Annotated in this window: 19 protein-coding genes; 7 read left to right on the plus strand and 12 right to left on the minus strand. The window is 70.4% G+C overall.

Going from position 1 to position 20,679, the window contains the following annotated elements; all coding sequences use genetic code 11:
* Nucleotides 1-179: 179 nt before the first annotated feature.
* Nucleotides 180-1,481, plus strand: a complete 1,302-nt coding sequence (locus tag C4K88_RS15895; protein WP_104122645.1) for a cation:proton antiporter — start codon at nt 180-182, stop codon at nt 1,479-1,481.
* Nucleotides 1,482-1,520: 39 nt separating this feature from the next.
* Here C4K88_RS15895 and C4K88_RS15900 read toward each other — a convergent pair whose 3' ends face one another.
* The 7 genes from C4K88_RS15900 to eat all read right to left on the minus strand — a co-directional run bounded on the left by C4K88_RS15900 (nt 1,521) and on the right by eat (nt 8,893).
* The gene (locus C4K88_RS15900) at nt 1,521-2,741 is read right to left on the minus strand and encodes a benzoate/H(+) symporter BenE family transporter (protein ID WP_206604381.1); all 1,221 of its coding nucleotides are present in this window, start codon (nt 2,739-2,741) and stop codon (nt 1,521-1,523) included.
* A 107-nt stretch (nt 2,742-2,848) separates the two neighbouring features.
* Nucleotides 2,849-3,007: a hypothetical protein gene (locus C4K88_RS17480; RefSeq protein WP_167399071.1), complete on the minus strand. Its 159-nt coding sequence runs from the start codon at nt 3,005-3,007 to the stop codon at nt 2,849-2,851.
* 44 nt (nt 3,008-3,051) lie between these two features.
* Nucleotides 3,052-3,849 carry a 3-oxoacyl-ACP reductase gene (locus C4K88_RS15905; protein ID WP_104122646.1) on the minus strand — a complete coding sequence of 266 codons (798 nt, stop codon included), beginning with the start codon at nt 3,847-3,849 and terminating at the stop codon, nt 3,052-3,054.
* 28 nt (nt 3,850-3,877) lie between these two features.
* Complete coding sequence (locus C4K88_RS15910) at nt 3,878-5,260, minus strand: aldehyde dehydrogenase family protein (RefSeq protein WP_104122647.1); 1,383 nt, start codon at nt 5,258-5,260, stop codon at nt 3,878-3,880.
* Entirely contained in the window at nt 5,257-6,024 is a 768-nt protein-coding gene (locus C4K88_RS15915) for a gamma-glutamyl-gamma-aminobutyrate hydrolase family protein (protein WP_104122648.1), read from the minus strand. The genes C4K88_RS15910 and C4K88_RS15915 overlap by 4 nt, the downstream gene beginning before the upstream one ends.
* A gap of 9 nt (nt 6,025-6,033) precedes the next feature.
* Nucleotides 6,034-7,407 carry a glutamine synthetase family protein gene (locus C4K88_RS15920; protein WP_104122649.1) on the minus strand — a complete coding sequence of 458 codons (1,374 nt, stop codon included), beginning with the start codon at nt 7,405-7,407 and terminating at the stop codon, nt 6,034-6,036.
* Between the two features lie 52 nt (nt 7,408-7,459).
* Complete coding sequence (eat, locus tag C4K88_RS15925; RefSeq protein WP_241522013.1) at nt 7,460-8,893, minus strand: ethanolamine permease; 1,434 nt, start codon at nt 8,891-8,893, stop codon at nt 7,460-7,462.
* Between the two features lie 195 nt (nt 8,894-9,088).
* Between eat and C4K88_RS15930 the strand changes: the two genes are divergently transcribed.
* From C4K88_RS15930 to C4K88_RS15940, 3 genes are all read left to right on the plus strand, one after another.
* Nucleotides 9,089-9,847 (plus strand): FadR/GntR family transcriptional regulator, encoded by a 759-nt coding sequence (locus tag C4K88_RS15930; protein ID WP_104122651.1) that lies wholly within the window; start codon nt 9,089-9,091, stop codon nt 9,845-9,847.
* Between the two features lie 122 nt (nt 9,848-9,969).
* Nucleotides 9,970-10,965, plus strand: a complete 996-nt coding sequence (locus tag C4K88_RS15935; protein ID WP_104122652.1) for an LLM class flavin-dependent oxidoreductase — start codon at nt 9,970-9,972, stop codon at nt 10,963-10,965.
* Between the two features lie 204 nt (nt 10,966-11,169).
* Nucleotides 11,170-11,373 (plus strand): cold-shock protein, encoded by a 204-nt coding sequence (locus C4K88_RS15940; protein WP_026533290.1) that lies wholly within the window; start codon nt 11,170-11,172, stop codon nt 11,371-11,373.
* Between the two features lie 94 nt (nt 11,374-11,467).
* On the opposite strand, the gene C4K88_RS15945 is transcribed toward C4K88_RS15940, so the two are convergent.
* Entirely contained in the window at nt 11,468-15,148 is a 3,681-nt protein-coding gene (locus tag C4K88_RS15945) for a TM0106 family RecB-like putative nuclease (RefSeq protein ID WP_104122653.1), read from the minus strand.
* Nucleotides 15,149-15,311: 163 nt separating this feature from the next.
* Between C4K88_RS15945 and C4K88_RS15950 the strand changes: the two genes are divergently transcribed.
* The 3 genes from C4K88_RS15950 to C4K88_RS15960 are packed head-to-tail and all read left to right on the plus strand — an operon-like array spanning nt 15,312 to nt 16,459.
* Nucleotides 15,312-15,770, plus strand: coding sequence for a DUF3817 domain-containing protein (locus tag C4K88_RS15950; protein WP_104122654.1), 459 nt, complete (start codon nt 15,312-15,314; stop codon nt 15,768-15,770).
* 7 nt (nt 15,771-15,777) lie between these two features.
* Nucleotides 15,778-16,146 carry a 2-polyprenylphenol hydroxylase gene (locus C4K88_RS15955; RefSeq protein ID WP_104122655.1) on the plus strand — a complete coding sequence of 123 codons (369 nt, stop codon included), beginning with the start codon at nt 15,778-15,780 and terminating at the stop codon, nt 16,144-16,146.
* Nucleotides 16,139-16,459, plus strand: a complete 321-nt coding sequence (locus C4K88_RS15960; protein WP_104122656.1) for a DUF3253 domain-containing protein — start codon at nt 16,139-16,141, stop codon at nt 16,457-16,459. The genes C4K88_RS15955 and C4K88_RS15960 overlap by 8 nt, the downstream gene beginning before the upstream one ends.
* Nucleotides 16,460-16,487: 28 nt before the next feature.
* On the opposite strand, the gene C4K88_RS15965 is transcribed toward C4K88_RS15960, so the two are convergent.
* Genes C4K88_RS15965 through C4K88_RS15980 form a run of 4 tightly spaced genes read right to left on the minus strand, consistent with a single transcriptional unit; the run spans nt 16,488 to nt 20,663 of the window.
* Nucleotides 16,488-17,453 carry a glycoside hydrolase family 43 protein gene (locus C4K88_RS15965; RefSeq protein ID WP_104122657.1) on the minus strand — a complete coding sequence of 322 codons (966 nt, stop codon included), beginning with the start codon at nt 17,451-17,453 and terminating at the stop codon, nt 16,488-16,490.
* Between the two features lie 29 nt (nt 17,454-17,482).
* Complete coding sequence (locus tag C4K88_RS15970; RefSeq protein ID WP_104122658.1) at nt 17,483-18,373, minus strand: carbohydrate ABC transporter permease; 891 nt, start codon at nt 18,371-18,373, stop codon at nt 17,483-17,485.
* On the minus strand, nt 18,370-19,344 hold the full coding sequence (locus C4K88_RS15975; RefSeq protein ID WP_104122659.1) for a carbohydrate ABC transporter permease: 975 nt from the start codon (nt 19,342-19,344) through the stop codon (nt 18,370-18,372). Before C4K88_RS15975 ends, C4K88_RS15970 begins: the two co-directional genes overlap by 4 nt.
* A 5-nt stretch (nt 19,345-19,349) precedes the next feature.
* Nucleotides 19,350-20,663 carry an ABC transporter substrate-binding protein gene (locus tag C4K88_RS15980; protein ID WP_146065719.1) on the minus strand — a complete coding sequence of 438 codons (1,314 nt, stop codon included), beginning with the start codon at nt 20,661-20,663 and terminating at the stop codon, nt 19,350-19,352.
* Between the last annotated feature and the right edge of the window lie 16 nt (nt 20,664-20,679).

Below are 20,679 nucleotides of genomic sequence, written 5' to 3' on the forward strand. Positions count from 1 at the left end.
CCGTTTCGCCCGGGAAGAGGTCGCGGACCGGTGGGTATCCGGCCGCGAAACGACCCGACAGTCTACCCGCTGCGGGCGGGGGCCGGGACCGGGCGTCCGTGCTCCGGCGGCGCTGACGCCTGCCCTACTCTTGGTCCGGGGCTGATCGTCAGGCTGCAGGGAAATGGAAGAGGTCGTACGTGTTCGAGGCTCCAAGCGTCATCTATGCGGCGGCGGGTCTGGCCGTGTTCGCGGCCGCCCTCCTGCCACGCCTGCTCATGCGCGCCCCGGTCTCGATGCCGATGGTCTTCCTCGCGACCGGCATCCTCGTCTTCACGCTCGTCAAGGACCTGCCGGACCCCGATCCCATCAAGTACAGCGACGTGACCCTGCACCTCAGCGAGGTCTGCGTCATCGTCTCGCTCATGGGCGCCGGACTGGCTCTGGACCGCAAGCTCGGATGGCGCCGGTGGTCCACCACCTGGCGGCTCCTCGGGATCGCGATGCCGCTGTGCATCCTCGGCCTGACCCTCATGGGCATGTGGGTCCTCGGCCTCGGCGTCGCCTCCGCCCTGCTGATCGCAGCAGCGCTCGCGCCGACCGACCCCGTCCTCGCCTCGGAGGTGCAGGTGGGCGAGCCGTCGGAGTCCGAGGAGGACCTGGACGCCGAGGACGAGGTGCGGTTCGGGCTGACCTCCGAGGCGGGCCTGAACGACGGCCTCGCCTTCCCGTTCGTCTACCTCGCGATCCTGCTGAGCACGGTGGGGCTCGCGCCGTCGGCCTGGTTCCCGGAGTGGATGCTCCTCGACGTGCTCTGGCGCATGATCATCGGCTGCGCGCTCGGCATCGGCATGGGCAAACTCCTGGGGCGGGTCTTCTTCCGCACGCCCCTGAAGACCGTCCGCCTCGCCAACCACTCCGAGGGCTTCGTCGCGCTCGCCGCCACCTTCCTGACGTACGGCGTGACCGAGGCGGTGGAGGGCTACGGCTTCATCGCCGTGTTCGTGTGTGCGCTCACCATCCGGGCCGGCGAGCAGACCCACGGCTACCACGGGGTCCTGCACAGCTACATCGAGCAGCTCGAGCGCCTGCTGACCGTCGTCGTGCTCGTGCTGCTCGGGGGTGCCGTGGCGCGTGGACTCTTCGAGGGCCTCCGCCCGCTCGAGGTGCTCGTCGCCGCAGCGTTCATCCTGCTCGTCCGCCCGGTCACTGCCTGGCTCAGCCTGGCCCGCGGGAAGACCGGCCCGTGGGAGCGCCGCACCCTCGCCTTCTTCGGTGTGCGCGGCATCGGGTCCGTCTACTACCTCAGCTACGCGCTGTCCAAGGGTGAGTTCACGGCCGACGAGTCGACCCTGTGGCGGATCGGGGCACTGGTGATCGTGATGTCCATCGTGGTGCACGGCATCACCGCGGCACCGGTGATCAACGCCCTGGACCGGGCCCGGCAGCGCAAGGCGCGGGCGCAGGGCGACGAGGCGCAGGCCCCGATCACGCCCGTCTAGCAGGTCCCGCCCGTCTAGCAGTTCCGGCCCGGGAGTGGTTCACGCCGGGGGAGCCGTTCCCACCCGGGGAGCCCGCCGCCGCTCGATCGCGGCCCGCACCAGGAGCCCGCCGACGAGCGCCCAGAACGCTCCGCCGATCCCGAGGACCGACAGGCCGGACGCCGCGAGGAGGAACGTCACGGCACCGCTCATGCGCCCCGTCGCATCCTGGAAGGCCGCCGTCACCGCCGTCGCCATGGTGCCGATCAGGGCGAGCCCGGCCACGGCCTCCACGAGCCCGGGAGGTGCGGCGCCCACCACGACGACGAGCGCGCCCGAGCCGGCGGCGAGCACCAGGTAGGACACCCCGGCGGTGAGGGCGGCGATCCACCGGCGGTCCCGGTCCTCGCCCGCGCCCTCGCCCGCGGACAGTGCGGCCGACAGCGCGGCCAGGTTGACGGCGTGGCCGCCGAAGGGCGCGACGACGGCGGTCCCGAGCCCCGTGACGGCAAGGGCCGGGCGCCACGGGGTCTCGTAACCGAAGGACGAGAGCACGGCGACGCCGGGGAGGTTCTGCGACGCCATCGTGACCACATAGAGCGGCAGGGCGATGCCGATGACGGCCGCAGGGTCGAGCACCGGGACGGTGAACGCCAGGGAGGGCGTCAGGGACGACGGATCGATCGTGGTGCCCGCGAGGCCGAGCTGGACGCCGATCACGGTGAGGGCCGCCACGAGCGCGAGGGGGACCGACCACTTCGGGGCCACGGCCGAGGCTGCGAGCCAGACGAGGATCACCGGGAGCACCAGGAGCGGGATGGTGCCGAGCGACTGGAACGGCGCCAGGCACAGGGGGAGCAGCACGCCCGCGAGCATCGCCTGCGCGAGATGCTGGGGGATGCGGGCCACCAGCCGGCCCAGCCAGGGCACGGCTGCGGTCAGTGCGATGAGGACGCCGGTGACCAGGAAGGCCCCGACGGCGGCAGGCCAGCCACCGGACGGGATGCCGGCACCGGCGAGCAGCGCGGCCCCCGGGGTGGACCACGCGAGCGTGACGGGGATCCGGTACCGCAGCGCCAGCAGGACGATCCCGAGACCCATGGCGAGAGTCAGCGCCAGCAGCCCCGAGGCCGCCTGCTCCGGTGACGCCCCGGTGGCCCGCAGGCCGGCGAGCACGACGGCGAACGACGACGTGAAGCCGACGAGCGCCGTGACGATGCCGGCGAGGACGGGCTCGTGCAGGCCGGGCCGGGCAGGCGATAGGGAGGATCTGGTGTGCACCGGGGGACTCCTGTCGGGGACGCGCTCACGCCCGCCGGGATCGTTCTGTCGACGAATCAGCCGCCGCCACGAGCCTGATGAGCCGGTGGCGCGCCGATCCGGGCGGCTCAGGGGTGGCGCCGCTGCTCGAGCTGGCGCTGGATGGCCTCGAGTTCATCGCTGAGGACCTGCAGGCGCACGGAGTTTTGCTCGACGGCGAGTTCGCGGACGAGGAGGTCCTGGCGCTCACGGAGCGCGGCTTCGGACGGAAGGGGATCGCTGGGCATGTGCCCAGTCAAGCAGATCCGGCGCCGTCCCGGGGCGGCGCCCGTCACAGGGGCGTGACGTAGGCGCCGGCGATACCGCCGTCGACCATGAACTGGCTCGCCGTGATGAAGGAGGAGTCGTCCGAGGCCAGGAACGCGACGGCGGCCGCCATCTCGTCGGGTTCGGCGAAGCGCCCCAGCGGGACGTGGACGAGCCGACGTCGGGCCTGCTCGGCGTCGCTGGCGAAGAGTTCCTGCAGCAGGGGCGTGTTGACGGGCCCCGGACAGAGCGCGTTGACCCGGATGCCCTGCCGGGCGAACTGCACCCCCAGTTCACGGCTCATGGACAGCACGCCGCCCTTGGACGCGGAGTAGGAGATCTGGGACGTGGCGGCGCCGAGGACCGCCACGAAGGATGCCGTGTTGATGATCGATCCGCGTCCCTGCGCCTGCATGTAGGGCAGGACGTGCTTGCAGCAGTAGTACACGCTCGTCAGGTTCACCTCCTGGACGCGGCGCCAGGCCTCGATGCCCGTGTCGAGGATGGAGGAGTCGTCGTCGGGCGAGATGCCGGCGTTGTTGAAGGCGATGTCGATGGAGCCGTAGGTCGTCCGGGCGAACGCGTACATCGCCCGGACGTCGTCCTCGCTGGTGACGTCGGCACGGATGAAGCTTCCGCCGAACTGCTCCGCCAGCCCCTGCCCGACGGCGTCCGGGCAGATGTCCCCGATGACCACGTGCGCCCCTTCGTGGGCGAGGCGCCGGGCGGTGGCGAGGCCGATCCCCGAGGCGCCCCCGGTGACCACCGCGGTCCGCCCCTGCAGGCGGTTGGTCACGAGTCCGTTGTAGGGCTGGGCTGTCATGGCACTCCTTCTGGTCGATGCACGCGGGTCAGGCGTCGGTGGCAAGGAAGACGTTCTTGGTCTCGCTGAACGCGTCGAGGGCCTGGGGACCCAGTTCGCGGCCGAGGCCGGACTGCTTGAAGCCCCCGAAGGGGGTGGAATAGCGGACGGAGGAGTGCGAGTTCACGGAGAGGTTCCCGGCGTCGACGGCCCGTGAGACGCGGAGCGCGCGGCCCACGTCACGGGTCCAGATGGACCCGGACAGGCCGTAGGCGGAGTCGTTGGCGATCCGCACGGCGTCCGCCTCGTCCTCGAACGGCACGACGCAGACCACCGGGCCGAAGATCTCGTCGGTGAAGGCGGCGGACCGCGGGTCCGACGGCGTGAGGACGGTGGGCGGGAACCAGAAGCCGGGTCCGCCGGGGGCGGCGCCCTGGAAGGCGACGTCGGCCACCGTCCTCCCGTCCGCGTCGTACACGAACTGCGCCACGGCGTCGCGCTGCGTGGCCGAGATCAGCGGACCCATGTGCGTGTCCTCCCGGCTCGGATCGCCCACCCGGACCGCTTCCACCGCGGCCCCGAGCATGCCGAGGACGTCGTCGTAGACGGACCGCTGGACGAGCACCCGCGAGCGGGCGCAGCAGTCCTGCCCGGCATTGTCGAAGGCCCCGTCGGGGACCGCCGCGGCGGCTTTCTCCAGGTCCGCGTCGGCGAAGATGATGTTGGCGCTCTTCCCCCCGAGTTCGAGGGTCACGCGCTTGACCTGCTCCGCGCAGCCGGCCATGATCTGCTTGCCCACGCCGGTGGACCCCGTGAAGACGACCTTGCGCACCGCCGGGTGGGTGACGAACCGCGCTCCGACGACGGACCCCTTGCCCGGCAGGACGGTGAGGACACCCTCGGGGATGCCTGCCTGCAGCGCGAGCTCACCGAGCCGGATCGCCGTCAGCGGCGTGAGCTCGGCCGGTTTCAGGACCACCGTGTTGCCGGCGGCAAGTGCCGGTGCGAAGCCCCAGGCGGCGATGGGCATGGGGAAGTTCCACGGCACGATGATGCCGACGACGCCGAGGGGTTCGTGGAACGTCACGTTCACTCCATTCGCGACGGGGATCTGCTGCCCGAGATGGCGTTCGGGTGCGGCCGAGTAGTACGTCAGGACGTCCCGCACGTTGCCGGCCTCCCATCGTGCGTTCCCGATCGTGTGGCCGGCGTTGGCCACCTCGAGTGCGGCGAGCGCCTCGATCTCCGCGTCGACGGCGGACGCGAACCGCCGGAGCAGCAGCGCGCGGTCCGCCGGGGCCACCCGTCGCCAGGCAGGGAAGGCGCCGGCCGCCCGCAGGATCGCGGCATCGGTCTCCTCGAGGCCCGCCAGGGCGACCGTGCCGATGGCCTTCTCGGTGGCGGGGTCGAGGATCTGGTGGGTGGAACTCATGGGGCGGTCCTTTCCGGGGCCGTGCGGGAGGTTGCGTACGTGCGGGCGGCGTCCACGAAGCCGCCGAAGAGGCGCCGATCCTGCCCGTTCTCCTCGGGGTGGAACTGGACGCCGAGGGTCCAGCCGGCGGGGCCTCCGACTGCCGCTTCGACGACCTCCACCGTCCCGTCCGAGGCCAGGGCCGTCACGCACAGTCCGTCGGCGATCCGGTCCAGGCCCTGGTGGTGGTAGCACGGGCTCGACGCCTGCTTCCCCAGCAGCTGCCGGGCGATGGACCCGGGTTCGGTGGTGAAGTCGACGCTGCCGAAGACGCCAGGCGCCGGCTGGTACTGCGCCGCGTCCTCCCGGACCTCGGGCAGGTGCTGGTGCAGGGTGCCGCCGAGGGCGACGTTGAGGACCTGCGCCCCCCGGCAGATGGCGAAGAGGGGCGTGCCCGTCTCCAGCGCCGCCCGCGTGAGGGCGAGGTCGTGGTCGTCGCGTCCCGGCTGGGACACGGTGGCCGGGTGTGGCGCCGCGCCGTAGCGCGCGGGTTCGACGTCGACCCCGCCGATGACGATCAGGCCGTCGAGCAGGCCGATGACACTCGGGTCGGTGCCCACGGGCGGCAGCAGGAGGGGGCTCCCGCCGGCGTCCACGACGGCGCGCACGTAGGCGCCGGGGACGATGGCCGCGGTACCGTCCCAGACACCCCAGGCCGCGGACTGCCAGTACGTGGTGAGACCGATCCTGGGTCGGTAGGTGCCCTGTGCGGGCCCGGCCGTCACCGGGACGTCCTAGTGTCGTTCAAATCCGCGCCGCACTTCCCAGTCCGTGACGGCCGCGTTGAACTGCGCCAGCTCGACGTCGGCGTAGTTGGTGTAGTGCTCCACCACCTCGTCGCCGAAGACCTCCCGCGCGATCGTGGAGCCGGCGAAGAGGTCGCGGGCCTCCTTCATCGTGGCGGGTACGTGCTCGGCGTCGGAGTGGTAGGCGTTGCCCTCCATCTGCGGCGGCAGCGCCAGTTCGTTCTCGACGCCGTGCAGCCCGCCGGCGAGCATGGCGGCCAGCGCGAGGTAGGGGTTCGCATCCGCACCTGGGAGCCGGTTCTCCAGGCGGGCGGAGGTGCCGTGGCCCACGAGGCGGACCGAGCAGCTCCGGTTGTCCAGCCCCCAGGCCACCGCCGTCGGTGCGAAGGAGCCCTCGGAGAAGCGCTTGTAGGAGTTGATGTTGGGTGCGTAGAAGAGCGTGAACTCGCGCATGGTGGCGAGGACCCCGGCGATGAAGTGGTCGTAGAGCGGGGTGCGCCGGTTCCCGGCCTCGTCCCAGAACACGAGCCCGCCGTCCTCGCCCCGGAGGGACATGTGGATGTGGCAGGAGGAGCCCTCCCGCTGGTTCGGCTTGGCCATGAAGGTCACCGACTGCCCGCGCTGCGATGCCATCTCCTTCGCCGACAGCTTGTAGACACTGTGGTTGTCGGCGGTGACCACGACGTCGTCGTACTTGAACGCGATCTCGTGCTGGCCGAAGTTGCACTCGCCCTTGGCCGATTCGACGACCATGCCCGCCTGGTACATCGCGTTGCGGATGTCCCGCAGCAGCGGTTCGACGCGCAGGGATCCCAGGATCGAGTAGTCGACGTTGTACTGGTTGGCCGGTACGAGATCGCGGTAGTTCTTGAGGCCGGCCTCCTCGAACGAGTCGTTGTAGATGAGGAACTCGAGCTCCGTGCCCGAGAACGCCCGCAGGCCCCGGGCGGCGGCCCGGGCGGCCTGGGCCTTGAGGATGCTGCGCGGTGCGACCCCGACCGGCCCCCCGGTGGTGAAGGACAGGTCCGTCTGGATCATGACGGTGCCGTCCCGGTAGGGCAGGCGCCGGATGGTGTCGAGGTCCAGGTCGAACACCATGTCCCCGTACCCGGTGTCCCAGCTGGACATCGCGTAGCCCTCCACGGTGTTCATGTCGGTGTCCACGGCCAGGAGGTAGTTGCACCCCTCGGTGCCGTGCCCGAGGACGGTGTCGAGGAAGAACCGGCCGTGGATGACCTTTCCCTGCAGCCGGCCCTGCATGTCGGTGAACGCCAGGATGACGGAGTCGATGTCACCCGACTGGATACCTGAGGTGAGCTGGTCGACGGTGAGCATTCGTTCGCTGCGGGGATGCGGGTTCATGGATTCCTTCTGTCGTTCGGGATGGCGTCGTCACGATCGGTCGGGTCGATGGTCAGGCGAGGTCCTTCTCCTCCTTCTCCAGCAGGGCGAATTCCTCCTCCGGGGCGCTCGCCACCAGGTGGTGGCGGCTGTAGAACCAGAAGTAGGCGAGGGCTCCGAGGAAGATGGCGGCGGTGATGGAGGCCGCGAGGATGTCGACGAAGAAGGTGGCGATCAGGGCGACGACGGCGAGGACGAGGGCGATACCCGTGGTCACCACACCGCCCGGCGTGCGGTAGCCCCGCTCGAGCCCGGGTTCCCTGATCCTCAGGAAGATGTGCGACAGGTTCAGCAGGACGTAGGACACGGTGGCACCGAAGACGGCGATGTTGATGAGCAGTCCGCCGTTGCCGGTCAGGGCCGCGAGCAGGAAGCCGATGGTCCCCGGGACGAGGAGCGCCACCCAGGGTGTGTGACGCTTCGAGGTGAGCGAGAGGACGCGGGGGAGGTAACCCGCCCGCGAGAGGGCGAACAGCTGCCGGGAGTAGGCGAAGACGATCGAGAAGAAGCTCGCGACCAGGCCCGCCAGGCCCGCGTAGTTGACGAAGTCGGCGAGGACGGAATCCCCACCCGCAGCCGTCCGCAACGCTTCCGGGAGCGGGGAGTCCGACTGCCCCATCGCTTCGGCGCCTGCCGCCCCCGGCACCAGGAACAGCATGAGCGAGCCGAAGACCAGGAGCAGCAGCATCGCGACGATGATGCCCCGCGGCATGTCCCGCTTGGGGTCGTTCGATTCCTCGGCGGCGAGGGGGACGCCCTCGATCGCCAGGAAGAACCAGATCCCGAACACCAGGGCGGCGAGGACACCGGAGAACCCGTAGGGCAGGAAGGCCGACGATCCGAGGGACCCGTCGGGGACGATGTCGAAGAGGTTGGCGGTGTCGAAGTGCGGCAGGAGCCCGATGGCGGTCACGATCAGGGCGACGACGGCGATCACCGTGATGCCGAAGATGAGCTTGAGCGCCTCGCCGACGCCGTAGAGGTGGATCCCGATGAACACCACGTAGGTGACCAGGTAGACCGGCCAGGAGTTGGTGATGCCGAAGAGTCCGAGCGCCTCGATGTAGCCGCCGATGAACGTGGCGATGGCGGCGGGGGCGACCGCGTATTCGATGAGCACCGCCATACCCGTGGCGAAGCCTCCGAGCGGGCCGAGGGCGCGGCGGGCGAACCCGTAGCCGGCTCCCGACGTCGGGAGCGTCGACGACATCTCGGCGAGGCCGAAGACCATGCAGGTGTACATGATGCCCATCAGGATGAAGGCGATGAGCAGGCCGCCCCAGCCGCCCTCGGCGAGTCCGAGGTTCCAGCCGGAGAAGTCCCCGGAGATGACGTAGGCGACTCCGAGCCCCGCCAGCAGGACCCAGCCGGCGGCCCCGCTCCTGAGCCTGCGGTGCTTGTGGTACTGGTCGTCGACGGCGGTGTAATCGATGTTCCTGCGTGCCACGTGTGCTCCTTGGTTGGACGGCCGGATGGAGGACGAGTAAGCCGGGTCTTCATGCTGGGAGGTGATTCGCGCCTGCGTCATTGGACTGAAATCAGTCCAATGGATGCCCAATGGTGATCGCCTCCGATCCGGTTCGTCAAGAGGATGTCCGACCGACGGCGACGGGCGGTGCCGGCCGATGCGTAAGCTGGAACCATGGGCGATCCCGTGGACGACGCGTTCTGGCTCATCCAGCCGGCACGCAGGGGGAACGCGTTCGAGGAGACGGTCGAACGCCTCCTGCACGCCATCAAGCTGGGAGTGTTCCCCGCCGGGTCACGCCTCCCGCCGGAGCGGTACCTCGCCGAGCACCTCGGTGTCTCCCGGTCCACCCTCCGCGACGGGCTCGCCGACCTGCAGACCGCGGGTTACCTCACCGTCCAGCGTGGCCGCTACGGGGGCGCCATCGTCAGTGCGGCGCTGCCGAGCAGCGGCGACGGCCCCGCCTCCCTGCGGCGCTCCGAGGTGGAGGACGTCCTCGCCTTCCGTGCCGTCGTCGAGCCTGGTGCGGCCCGCCTCGCCGCCCAGGCGGCCTGCGCGGACGAGGTGCGCGACGGACTCCTCGGTGCCCTGCAGGCCGTGACCGCAGCGGACGCGACCCGGTACCGCCCCCTCGATGCCCGCCTGCATCTTGCCATCGCCGAAGCGGCGGGGTCTCCGTCCCTGGCGCTCGCGGTGGCCCAGGCGCGGTCCCGTACCAACGACATGCTCGACCGCATCCCCTTCCTGGCCGCGAACATCGCCCACTCCGACCGGCAGCACGCCGCGATCGTGAAGGCGGTGCTCGCCGGTGACGCGGAGCGGGCGCAGGCCGAGATGACCGCCCACCTCGAGGGCACCGCCGCCCTCCTGCGCGGATTCCTCCTCGACGAGCCGGAGAACGAGCCGGAGAACGAGCCGGAGCGTAGCGCGTGAGGAGAACCACGCCGGGAAACACCCGGACCGGGACGATCGGGAAATAGATGTACGCGGGCAACCGTTCTTCCAGAAGGTCCGCGACACACCCCGCCGTGGTTCCCGCAACGGAAGGTGTACCCATGACTGTTCCCCTGTCCATCCTGGATCTGGCGCAGGTCGCCGAAGGCTCCTCGCCGGCGGAGACCTTCGCCTCGAGCGTCTCCCTCGCCCAGCACGCCGAGCGGTGGGGGTACCGCCGGGTCTGGTACGCGGAGCACCACAACATGGGCAGCATCGCGTCCTCGGCCACGAGCGTGCTCATCGCCCACGTCGCCGCGCACACCTCCACCATCCGCCTCGGCTCCGGCGGGGTGATGCTGCCCAACCACTCGCCGCTCACCATCGCCGAACAGTTCGGCACCCTCGAGAGCCTGCATCCGGGCCGCATCGACCTCGGCCTGGGCCGCGCCCCCGGCAGCGACCAGGTGACGGCGCGCGCCCTGCGCCGTGACCCCGCGGCCGCCGACAGCTTCCCCCAGGACGTCCTGGAACTGCAGGGCTACCTGACCGGCGAGAGCCGCGTGCCCGGCGTCCAGGCGACCCCGGGCAAGGGCACGAACGTGCCGCTCTACATCCTGGGGTCGTCGCTCTTCGGTGCGCGGCTCGCCGCCGCCCTCGGCCTGCCCTTCGCCTTCGCGTCGCACTTCGCCCCCCAGGCTCTGCAGGATGCCGCGGCGCTCTACCGCCGGGAGTTCACGCCGTCCGCGCAGTCCCCGGAGCCGCACTTCATCGCGGGCGTGAACGTCATCGCCGCGGACAGCGCGAACGACGCCCACCACGAGTTCCACGAGGGGATGCTGCGCCGCGTGAGCCTGCTCCTGGGGCGTGGGCAGCGCTTCTCGCGGGAGGAGGCCGAGGCCATCCTCGCGTCACCGAGCGGTCAGCAGATGGCCGGCATGGCGCGGTACAGCGCCGTCGGGACGCCCGACGTCGTCCGCGACTACCTGGAGCAGTTCGCCGAGCGGTTCGGGGCCGACGAGCTCATCGTCGCCACCCAGGCGGAGAGCACCGAGGCGTGGCTCCGCTCCTTCGAACTGCTGGCCGACGCGATGCAGCCGATCGGCGCGCAAGCATAGCCGATCGAAGAACTTTGGCTTCCTGCTTGCCATTACCCTCCATGGTTTGGTTAAGTGGGTGTCAGTTGTAGTGTTGCGCATTTGTATTTCACGCGGTCCGACCTTCACGGGACGGATCGTGTCTCTGAAAAAGCGGACAAGCACGCCGCGACTGGGGCGCTCCGAAAGTCGGAGTGCGTCTGAATTTCAGAAGGATAAACAAAAATGGCAACAGGTACCGTGAAGTGGTTCAACGCTGAAAAGGGCTTTGGATTCATCGCTCCCGACGACGGAAGCGCAGACGTGTTCGCACACTTCTCCGCCATCAACGCGAGCGGCTACCGCTCGCTGGACGAGAACCAGAAGGTCAGCTTCGACACCGAGCAGGGCCCCAAGGGTCCTCAGGCGTCGAACATCCAGCCCCTCTAAGGCTCGGATCTTCCGCTAGATTTTTTCGCGAGGAAGCAGGTCGGACCCCGGTCCGGCCTGCTTCTCCGTTTAATCCGGCGATCCCGCCGTGCCCTCAGCCTTCCCCGTCGCAGAGCCTTCCCCGTCGCGCAGAGCCTTCCCCGTCGCAGAGTCCGATGAACGCGCCGAGCTCCTCCAGGGCAGCCGGCGTGGACGGCAGGTGCTCGGTCAGCCGGGGGGACCTCACGAAGACGGCGCGCCACTGGCCCCGCGAGACCGCGACGTTCACCCGGTTGCGGTTGAGCAGGAAAGCGACGCCCCTCGGCGCCTCCGCGGCGGATGACGCCGTCATGGTCACGATCACGACGACGGCCTGCTGACCCTGGAAACGGTCCACCGTGCCCACCCGGACCTCGCCGAACCCGGCCGTCCGCAGGGCCTGCCGGGTGAGCTGCACCTGGGCGTTGTACGGGGCGACCACGAGGATGTCCTCCTGCCCGAGCGGGCGCGGGGCGGCGCCCGCCTCCGGCGTCCACGCCAGGCCGAGGTGGCGGCGTACCTGCGCGACGACCTCCGCCGCCTCCTCGCCCGAGGCCGTCGCGTTGCCCGTGTGATCGACGACGACGCACTCGATGCCGGGCCGTTCACCCTCCAGGTGCCGCCCGCGCGCCGCAGCAGCCGTGGTGAGCCGGCCGTCGTACGCGAAGACCGACACGGCGCGGCACAGGTCCGGGTGCATGCGCCACGTGTCCGCGAGGAAGTAGCCGAACTGCCCGGGCAGGGTCGCGTGCCCGGCGGACAGCCAGCCCAGCGCGGACTGGTCGACGGGCTCCGGGTGGGTGCCCTGGGTGACCTGGGGGAGCTGCTGCGGGTCGCCCAAAAGGAGGAGCCTGCGTGCGGCGCGGGCCACGGCCATCGTGTTCGCGAGTGAGAACTGTCCTGCCTCGTCGATGACCAGCAGGTCGAGGGAGTGGGCCGGGACCCTGCTCCCGGTCGTCGTCCAGGCCGTGCCGCCGACCAGGCAGCCGCCGGCCGCCCCGAGCAGGCGCGCGACGGCGTCGTCGGACCGCTGGGTCCAGGGCGCGTCGGGCGTGTCCGTGCGCTTCGCGACCTGATCGATGGGGACCCCTGCCTCGATGGCACGGCGCAGCAGATTCTCGACGACGGCGTGGGACTGCGCGACGACGCCCACCTTCCATCCGAGGCCCACCAGGCGTGCGATGACGTCCGCGCCGACATGGGTCTTGCCCGTGCCGGGTGGGCCCTGCACGGCGAGATACGAGTCCTCGAGGAGGTGCAGGGCGGAGGTGATGGCCTCGGCGTACCCGGCCCCGTGCCGCGGTGCCGTCGGCAGTTCCGCGCCGTCCAGCAGGCGTGGGGGGAGGCGCCGGAGGAGGTCGAGCGCCGGATCCCCGGGGATACTTGGCAGGGCCCCGCCCACCCGGTCCGCGAGGGCGGTCAGGGCGTCCTGCATCGACTTCGTCATGAGCGGCTGGTCGGGGGCCAGGGCCAGGGGCAGTTCGGGACGCTCCGGCGCCCCGCGGCGCAGCTTCTCCCTGATCACCACGGTCGCGAGGCCGTCCGCGTCCTCGGACAGCTCCATCACCTCGACGCCGAACCAGCCGCCGCGCCCCGCGCCGCCGCTGTCGATGCTGTCCGCGTCGGGAGGGACGGGCGCATCGTAGATCGCGAAGCAGGTCGAGCCCTCCCGGAGATCGGTGCCCGCCGTCAGGGTGCCGGTCGCCTTGAGCAGCCGTACGGGGTTCGAGCGCGGGGTCGGCTTCGCCCAGTCCTGCACCACCTCGAGCGTGCGGAGGACCAGCACGTCGCGCGCGGTCTCCCAGGCGGCGGGGGCTGCGAGCCGGTCGAAATGGGACCACCAGAACTGTTTCCGTTCCCTGCGGTGATACCCGACGGCGGCCGCGACGAGCGCGATCGCCTGCCGGTCCGCATCGCTCACCGCGCCGGTCGGCAGGTCGGCCAGGTGGGCGAGCAGCCGGGCCTCCTCGGGGGCGGGCCCGGTGGTGGCGGGCCCGCCGTCGTCGGGCGTAGCGGCAGGAGGGGGCACAGCGGACGGCAGGGGCACGCCACCCGGGCCGTGCGCCCCGGGCCCGGGGCCGGCTCCGGGGTCGGTGGTGACGGGCGCGTCGTGTGCACGGGGCCGGCCGGTCCCGTGCTGCATCCCGAGGGAGAGCAGCCAGTCCCGGAGGCCGAGCGTCGAGAGGCAGTCGTAGCGGTTGTAGTCCCTGATGCCGGCGAGGATCTGCGCGGCGGCGTCGCCGTCCCCGGCGTCGCGCGCAGAGCAGTAGGCGGCATAGGCGACGACGGACGCCCCGGCGTCGGTCACGTCCCCGGAGCGCAGGGTCCCATCCATGTAGAGGGGCTCGAGCTTCTTGAGGCTGTAGGAGCGCTCGGAGATGCGGAGGCTGTGGCGCACGGTGTCGTAGAGGTCCACGAGCACGCCCTCGCGGAGCAGGGTGTCCACGGCGTCCTCCCCGATCACGTGGACGAGGGACAGTCGCCGCAGGGCGCTCTTCTCGTAGGCCGCGTAGTGGTAGACGTGCAGGTCCGGGTACTGCAGGCGGCGCTCCCGGATGTAGTCGAGGAATCGGACGAACGCCGCGCGCTCCTCGGAGCGATCATGGGCCCAGAACGGGCGGAAGGGCGGCTCGGAGTGGCGGTCCGCGGGCTGCTCGACGACGCCGAACAGGTACTCGATGCCCCAGCTGCCGTCCGCGGGATCCTGCCAGAGCGGATCGCCCTCGAAGTCGAAGAAGATGTCGCCGGGGCTCGGCGCGGGCAGGGTCCCCAGCGTGTGCTGCGGGAGGACGCGGTAGGACAGGGTCCGTTCCTTCCCCTCGGCATCGCGATAGGTGACGCCGCCGTCCACCGCGGCCACCCCCACCTGCAGCCGTGCCTGCTCCTGCAGTCGCAGCAGGGCGGCGTCCTCCGGACGGTCGGGCAGGGCGGCGAGGTCGTCGATCGTGCTGATGTTCTGGTCGAGGAGCCGGGCCCTGCGGTCACCGGTCATCCCGGCCACCAGCAGGAGGTCCCGGGACGCCGTCACCTGCTCGGCGCAGTACGCGCACCGTCCGCACGCGGCGACTCCGGGTGCACCCCAGGCCACGGCGTCCGGCTGCCCGCGATGGCTGTGCACGAGTTCGAGGAAGCGGGCGCGGCGCTCGCGGAACACGGGCAGGAGGTCGGGCAGCCGGTGGGTGCTGCGGCGGCGGTCGCCGAGGACGAGCGTCACCTCGTCCGCCGTCGGGATGCCCGCACCCTGCAGCTGGTCGCCGTACGCGGCCAGCTGCAGCAGGGCGCCGACTTTTGCGTGGCGGGCGAGCTTCGTGTCCCAGACGGCGTAGGCGCCGTCCTCCTGGCGGACGAGGAAATCCGAGCGCCCGTGGAACACGCCGTCGAAGAACGCCGCCTGGAACACCACGGCCGCGCCGGAGTGCAGGGCCCGGAGGGACTCCTCGTGCTTGGCCGCGAGGGTGGCGCGGTCCATGGACGCCGCCGGTTCGACGTCGTACACGCCCGACCGGTTGGCCGGCGACCACGGGCCGTGCTCGGCGACGAGCTCGTCCAGGACCCGGTGCTCGTGCACGTCCCCGAGGGTGGCCGCGCGCTGCAGCATCTCGTCCACGGGGAACTGCGCCCGCGGTGTCCGGCCCAGCTTCTCGTCGAGGATCCGCAGGAGCCGGTAGCCGCACTCCGACGCCGTGACGAGATCCGTGGCCGAGAACACGAGGTCGGGGGCCTCCGGCGGGGTGCCTTCGGCGTCGAGCAGGAACATGGGCCGCTGATCCTTTCGTCGTGCCGTCGGGAAGGATCAGTCCATCACGGATCGCCGACAATCCTGTGACCGGAGTCATACGCGTCCGGTCCGAGGTCGCGGGCGCGCCGTCCGGAGGTCTGGGAGAATCGGGTACACCGATTCCCCATCGACCAGGAGCCCCATGAACCCCCGCACGCTCTTCCGCACCGTCGCCGTCGCGGAGGCGGTGACCTGGGCCTTCCTGCTGCTGGGCATGTTCCTCAAGTACGTCACGCAGACCACCGAGGCGGTCGTCCCGCCGGCGGGAGCCGTGCACGGCTTCGTGTTCCTCTGCTTCGTGGCGACCACGGTCTTCGTCTGGGTCAACCAGCGCTGGTCGGCGGTGACGGGGCTGCTGGGCCTCGCCTCGGCGATCGTCCCGTTCGCGACCATCCCCTACGAGCGGTGGATCGAGCGCCGCGGACAGCTCGCCGGGTCGTGGCGGCTCGCCCCTGGAGCCGAGGCCCCGCGCAACCCCGTGGAGCAGCTCCAGGCCTGGGTCCTGCGCAGCCCGCTCGTCGCGCTGCTCGTCGCCGTCGTCGGGATCTCCGTGGTCTTCAGCGTGCTGCTGATCGTCGGCCCTCCCGGATCCTCGAGCTGAGGCGCGCATGACCGACCTGCGGAACACTCCGGACGACGACCGGTTCTTCCTCCACAGCGGCCGCCGCTGGCGGAAGACCGACCCCTCGCTGCCCGAGGACGTGAAGGCGCGCCTGATGTCCCACCTCGGCCGCGGACGCTCGGGCGTGCGCAACAGTGCCAAGGGCGACGACGGCGCGGCCCTGCCCCGCGCGCGGCGCACCGTGCAGCTCGCCAAGGAAGGGCTCGGGGAGCGGGGGACGCCCTGGTGGGAGCAGTCGGCGGCCGAACGCACTGCGCGGTGGACCGCTGCGCTGCAGGAGCTGGACCGCCTGCACCCGAAGAAACCCGGTGGTTCCGCCGACCGCCCGGCAGCGGATCCGTCCGGCGATGCCTGACGGGGTCACCGAGACCGAACTGCGGGCCCAGATCCTGCGGATCGCCGCCCAGCGGGGGAGCGAGAAGACGCTGTGCCCCTCCGAGGCCGCCCGCAGGATCGGCGGCCAGGAGTGGCGCGAGCTGATGCCCGCCGCACGGCGCATCGCCTTCGCCCTCGCCGGGGAGGGTCTCGTCCACGTCACCCAGCACGGGGAGCCGGTGGACCCGGACGCCCGCGGCCCCATCCGGATCCGCTGGATCGACGGGCAGGCAGCAGGCCGGTCGGCAACGACGGACGACGGCGCCTCCGGGGAAGCGCCGTCGTCCGGGTGATGCTCGTGCCCCGTGGCGGGGGCGATGCTCAGCTGTCCGTCAGGACCAGCTCGGAACCCCTCCACTCCACCGGTTCCGCGTGCATGGACCGGTAGGTCACCGCAGCGTCCCAGCTGTGGAACAGGAGGTACGCCTGACCGTCGGGTGCGACGGCGAGATCCTGACCGCCCGGCCCGATGTAGCGGTCGCCGCCGAAGGAGTCCGAGGACAGGAACGGCTCCGGTGCCTTCTCCCACGGTCCTTCGAGCGCGGGGGCCGACGCCTGGCCCACCTTGTAGGGCAGTCCGCCGTAGTCGTTGCTGGAGTAGAGCAGCACGTACCCGCCGTCACGCGGCACGACGGTCGGGGCCTCGACGAGGTTGCCCTCCCACGGAAGGTCCTGCTTGACGAGCTTCAGCGGCTCCCCGGTCAGGGACAGCCCGTCCGCCGAGAGCGGCGCGGTCTGGATCCAGGTGTCCTTGTCGCAGCAGTTGCCGTCGTTCTTCCAGACGAGGTGCAGGCCCTCGTCCGTCACGAAGGTGCTGGCGTCGATGGCCCCGCCCTCGTCCTCCGGGCAGACCAGCATCTCGTCCCCGACGACCGTGAAGGGCCCCGCGGGGTCCGTGGCCGTGGCGACGCCGATGCACTGCACCGTCGGCGAGAAGTTGGTCCCGGTGAAGTAGAGGACGAACTGCCCGTCCGCCACCTCGGTCACCTCGGGCGCCCAGGTCTTGCCCGGGATGATCCAGGAGGGGAGCTCCGGCAGGGCGTCCTCGTCGAGCTGCTCCCACTCGAGGAGGTCCGTGGACGTCGCCACCTGCACGTTCTTGCGGTTGCCCTCGGTCGCATAGGCGTAATAGGTGTCACCGACCTGCAGGATGTCCGGGTCGGCGAACTCCTCGTCCAGTACCCGCGTGGGGTTCTGCTTCTGCGTGGGCGCGGGCTCCGAAGCCTCCGACGTCTCCGACGGGGCACAGCCGGCAGTCGCCGCGGCGAGCGCGGTGACCGCCAGCATGCCGAGCAGTCTGCCCAGGAGACCTGGCCTCACCCCTTCACCCCGGAGCGCGAGACGCCCTCGATGATGAAGCGCTGGAGGAAGACGAACAGCGCGAGGACCGGCACGCTGGCCACCACGGCACCGGCCATCAGGAGGTCGTAGCGGACCGCGTTGGCGGACTGCAGCGTGGACAGTCCCGGCGGCAGGGTCTGGACCTCGGGTGTGAACAGCACGTAGACCGGCCACAGGAAGTCGTTCCAGTTGCCCAGGAATGCCAGCAGCGCCAGGGTCGCCATGGCAGGCTTCGCGAGCGGCAGGATGATGCGCGTGAACATCTGGAAGCGGTTCGCGCCGTCGATCCGCGCGGCCTCCTCCAGGTCGTCCGGCAGGGAGATGAAGAACTGCCGCATGAAGAACACGCCGAAGGCGGAGGCCGCCGTCGGCACGATGATCGCGACGAGTGAATTGAGCCAGCCGAGCTCGCTGACGAGCAGGTAGTTCGGGATCACGAGGATCACCGGGGGGACCAGCAGGGTCGCGACGATGACCGCGAAGACGATCTTCTTGCCGCGGAAGTTCATCCGGGCCAGCGGGTACGCGGCCATGGAGGCCGTGACGACCACCAGCGCCGAGTGGAGGATCGCGGCCAGCATGCTGTTCGCGAACCAGCGCAGGATGGGCGTGTTGGTCCCCGGCGCGAGGAGTTCCTTGTACGCGTCCAGGGAGAAGGGGTTGGGGATCCACGACGGCGGGATGGACGTGGCGTCGGCCCGCGACTTGAACGAGGTGACGATCATGAAGATCACCGGGCTGATGAAGATCAGGGCCACCAGCGCGAGAAGGACGATCTTGAGGAGGGTTCCGGGCTGGAGCTTCCGCGCCTGCTTCGCCGACGGCTCGGCCGTGCGGGCAGTGCGGGTCTCGACGGTCGAGCTCATCGGGGATCCTTCCGTTCGCGGAACAGCCAGAAGACCAGGAGGCTCAGGGCCATGAGGAAGACGGTCAGCACGTAGCTCATGGCGGCTGCACTGCCCATCTGGAAGTTGCGGAGGCCCGTGTCGGCGATCTGGTAGATCGCCGTGCGGGTCTCCCTGCCTGGTCCGCCCTGCGTCAGGAGATAGGACTGCCCGAACATGTTCACCGACGCGATCAGCGTCGTGAGGGTCACGAAGGACAGCACCGGCCGGAGTCCGGGGATGGTGACATTGACGAACTGCTGCCATGGACCGGCCCCGTCCATCCGCGCGGCCTCGTAGAGTTCCGCGGGGATGTCCTGGAGACCGGCCAGGTAGATGACGGCGTTGAAGCCGAGGGTCCACCACACGGTCACACCGACGAGGGCCACCCATGCGGCCGGGGTCGAGGTGGTCCAGTTGATGTCGTTCGGCAGGCCGAGAAGGCCGAGGTAGTAGTTGACCAGGCCGATGTTGTTGTCGAGCAGGTAGCGCCACATGACGCCGATGACGGCGACGCCGAGCACGTAGGGCGCGAAGTAGATCGCCCGGAAGAGGTTCCGGCCCGGGAACTTCTTCGCCATGAGCAGTGCGACGGCGAGCGGGACGACGAGCAGGAGCGGCACGCTGAACAGGGTGAAGATGCCCGTGGCCTGCATCGACCCCCAGAAGTTGCTGAACTGCCTGGAGTCCGGGGTGAACAGTTCGGTGTAGTTCTCCAGGCCCACGAACGGCTTGAGCGGTCGCGTGTAGTCCCAGGTGTGCAGGCTGATCCAGGCGCCGAAGACGATCGGCACCAGGACGAACGCGACGAACAGGACGAGATACGGCGCCAGGAACAGCCACGGTGTGGCTGCCGCCTGCCTGCGGATCTCGCCGGACGACGACCTCCCCGACGGGCGGGGTGCCCCCTTCCGTGCGGGGGCACCCCCTTCTTTTTCCTTCAGCGTGGTCATGGTGCTTACTCCCCGAACGACGCTTTGTTCTCTTCCATGAGCGTCGAAGCATTCTCCGCTGCCTCGGTCATGGCGTCCTCGGGGGATTCCTCGCCCAGGACCGCCTTGCTGACGCCGACCTCGAGGGTCTCCGTCTGGACGGCGCCGATGCCGGGGACCGGCGGGAGGAAGCGCATCGAGTCGATGTCCTCGGCGATGGCCTCCTGCGGCATGCCGTCGAGGGCGCCCTCGGCGCGGACCGATTCGCGGGCGGGGATCATGCCGGAACCGGCCCACTCGGACGAGTTCTCGCTCATCCAGGCGATGAACACCTTGGCGGCGTCCGCCTTGTCGGGATCGGGCTGTGCCTGGCGGGGCAGGAAGAAGTTGTGCGAGCTGGCCCAGACGGCCTGCTCGTCACCGATCGTGGGGATCGGTGCCGCCGCGTACGGCAGGCCCGAGGCCTCGAGGTCGTTGAACTGCCAGATGCCGTCCCAGGTGATGGACGTCTCGCCGTTCTTGAACGCGACGTACTGCGAGTCGATCGCGACGTTGGAGGGGCTGTACCCGTCCTCGACGATGCCCCGCTGCCACTCGATGGCCTCGAGGCCCTCGGGGGTCGCGAAGTTGGCCTTGGAGGCCTCGCCGTCGTACGGCTCGTTCCCGTTCTGCCACTGGAGGGAGAGGTTCATCAGGTGGCTGGGCCACAGGGTCGGCATCCAGAACGGGGCCTTGTACCCGGCGGCCTGGAGCTTCTTCAGCGCGTCCTCGAAGGAGGCCGCGTCGGTGGGGGCCTCGGTGATGCCGGCCTTCTCGAAGTGCTCGGTGTTGTAGTACATGGCGAGGGAGTGGACGTCCAGGGGGACGCCGAACCGCTCGTCCTGGTAGACGCCCGCGTCCCAGACCTCCTGGGTGAAGTCGTCGCCCGTCAGTTCCAGTGCGTCCGTGAGGTCGTCGACGGGCACGATCACGTTGCGTGCGGCCATCGAGGACAGCTGGTCCAGGTGCATGACGCCGACGTCAGGGCCCTCGCCGGCCGTGACGGCCGCTGGGAGGCGCTGGTAGAAGTCCGCCCACTGCATCGTGTTCGAGGTGACCTTGATGTTCTCGTGTTCGGCGTTGAACTCCTCGACCATCTTCTCCATGAAGGGGCCGTCACCGCCGGTGAAGCCGTTCCAGTAGGAGAGCTCGACCGCGGGGCCGTCGTACTCGCCGGTGAATTCGCTGGCTGCCTGCTCGCTGCCGGAACCGCCGCAGGCGGTCAGTCCGAGCAGTGCGACGGCGCCCAGGGCCGTTGCGGCCCGCAGGCGTCCGCGCAGGGATCGCGTGGGATGGGTCATGGTGTCCTCCTCGTTG

The sequence above is a fragment of the Arthrobacter pityocampae genome (assembly GCF_002927275.1).
Taxonomy (GTDB): Bacteria; Actinomycetota; Actinomycetes; order Actinomycetales; family Micrococcaceae; genus Arthrobacter_D; species Arthrobacter_D pityocampae.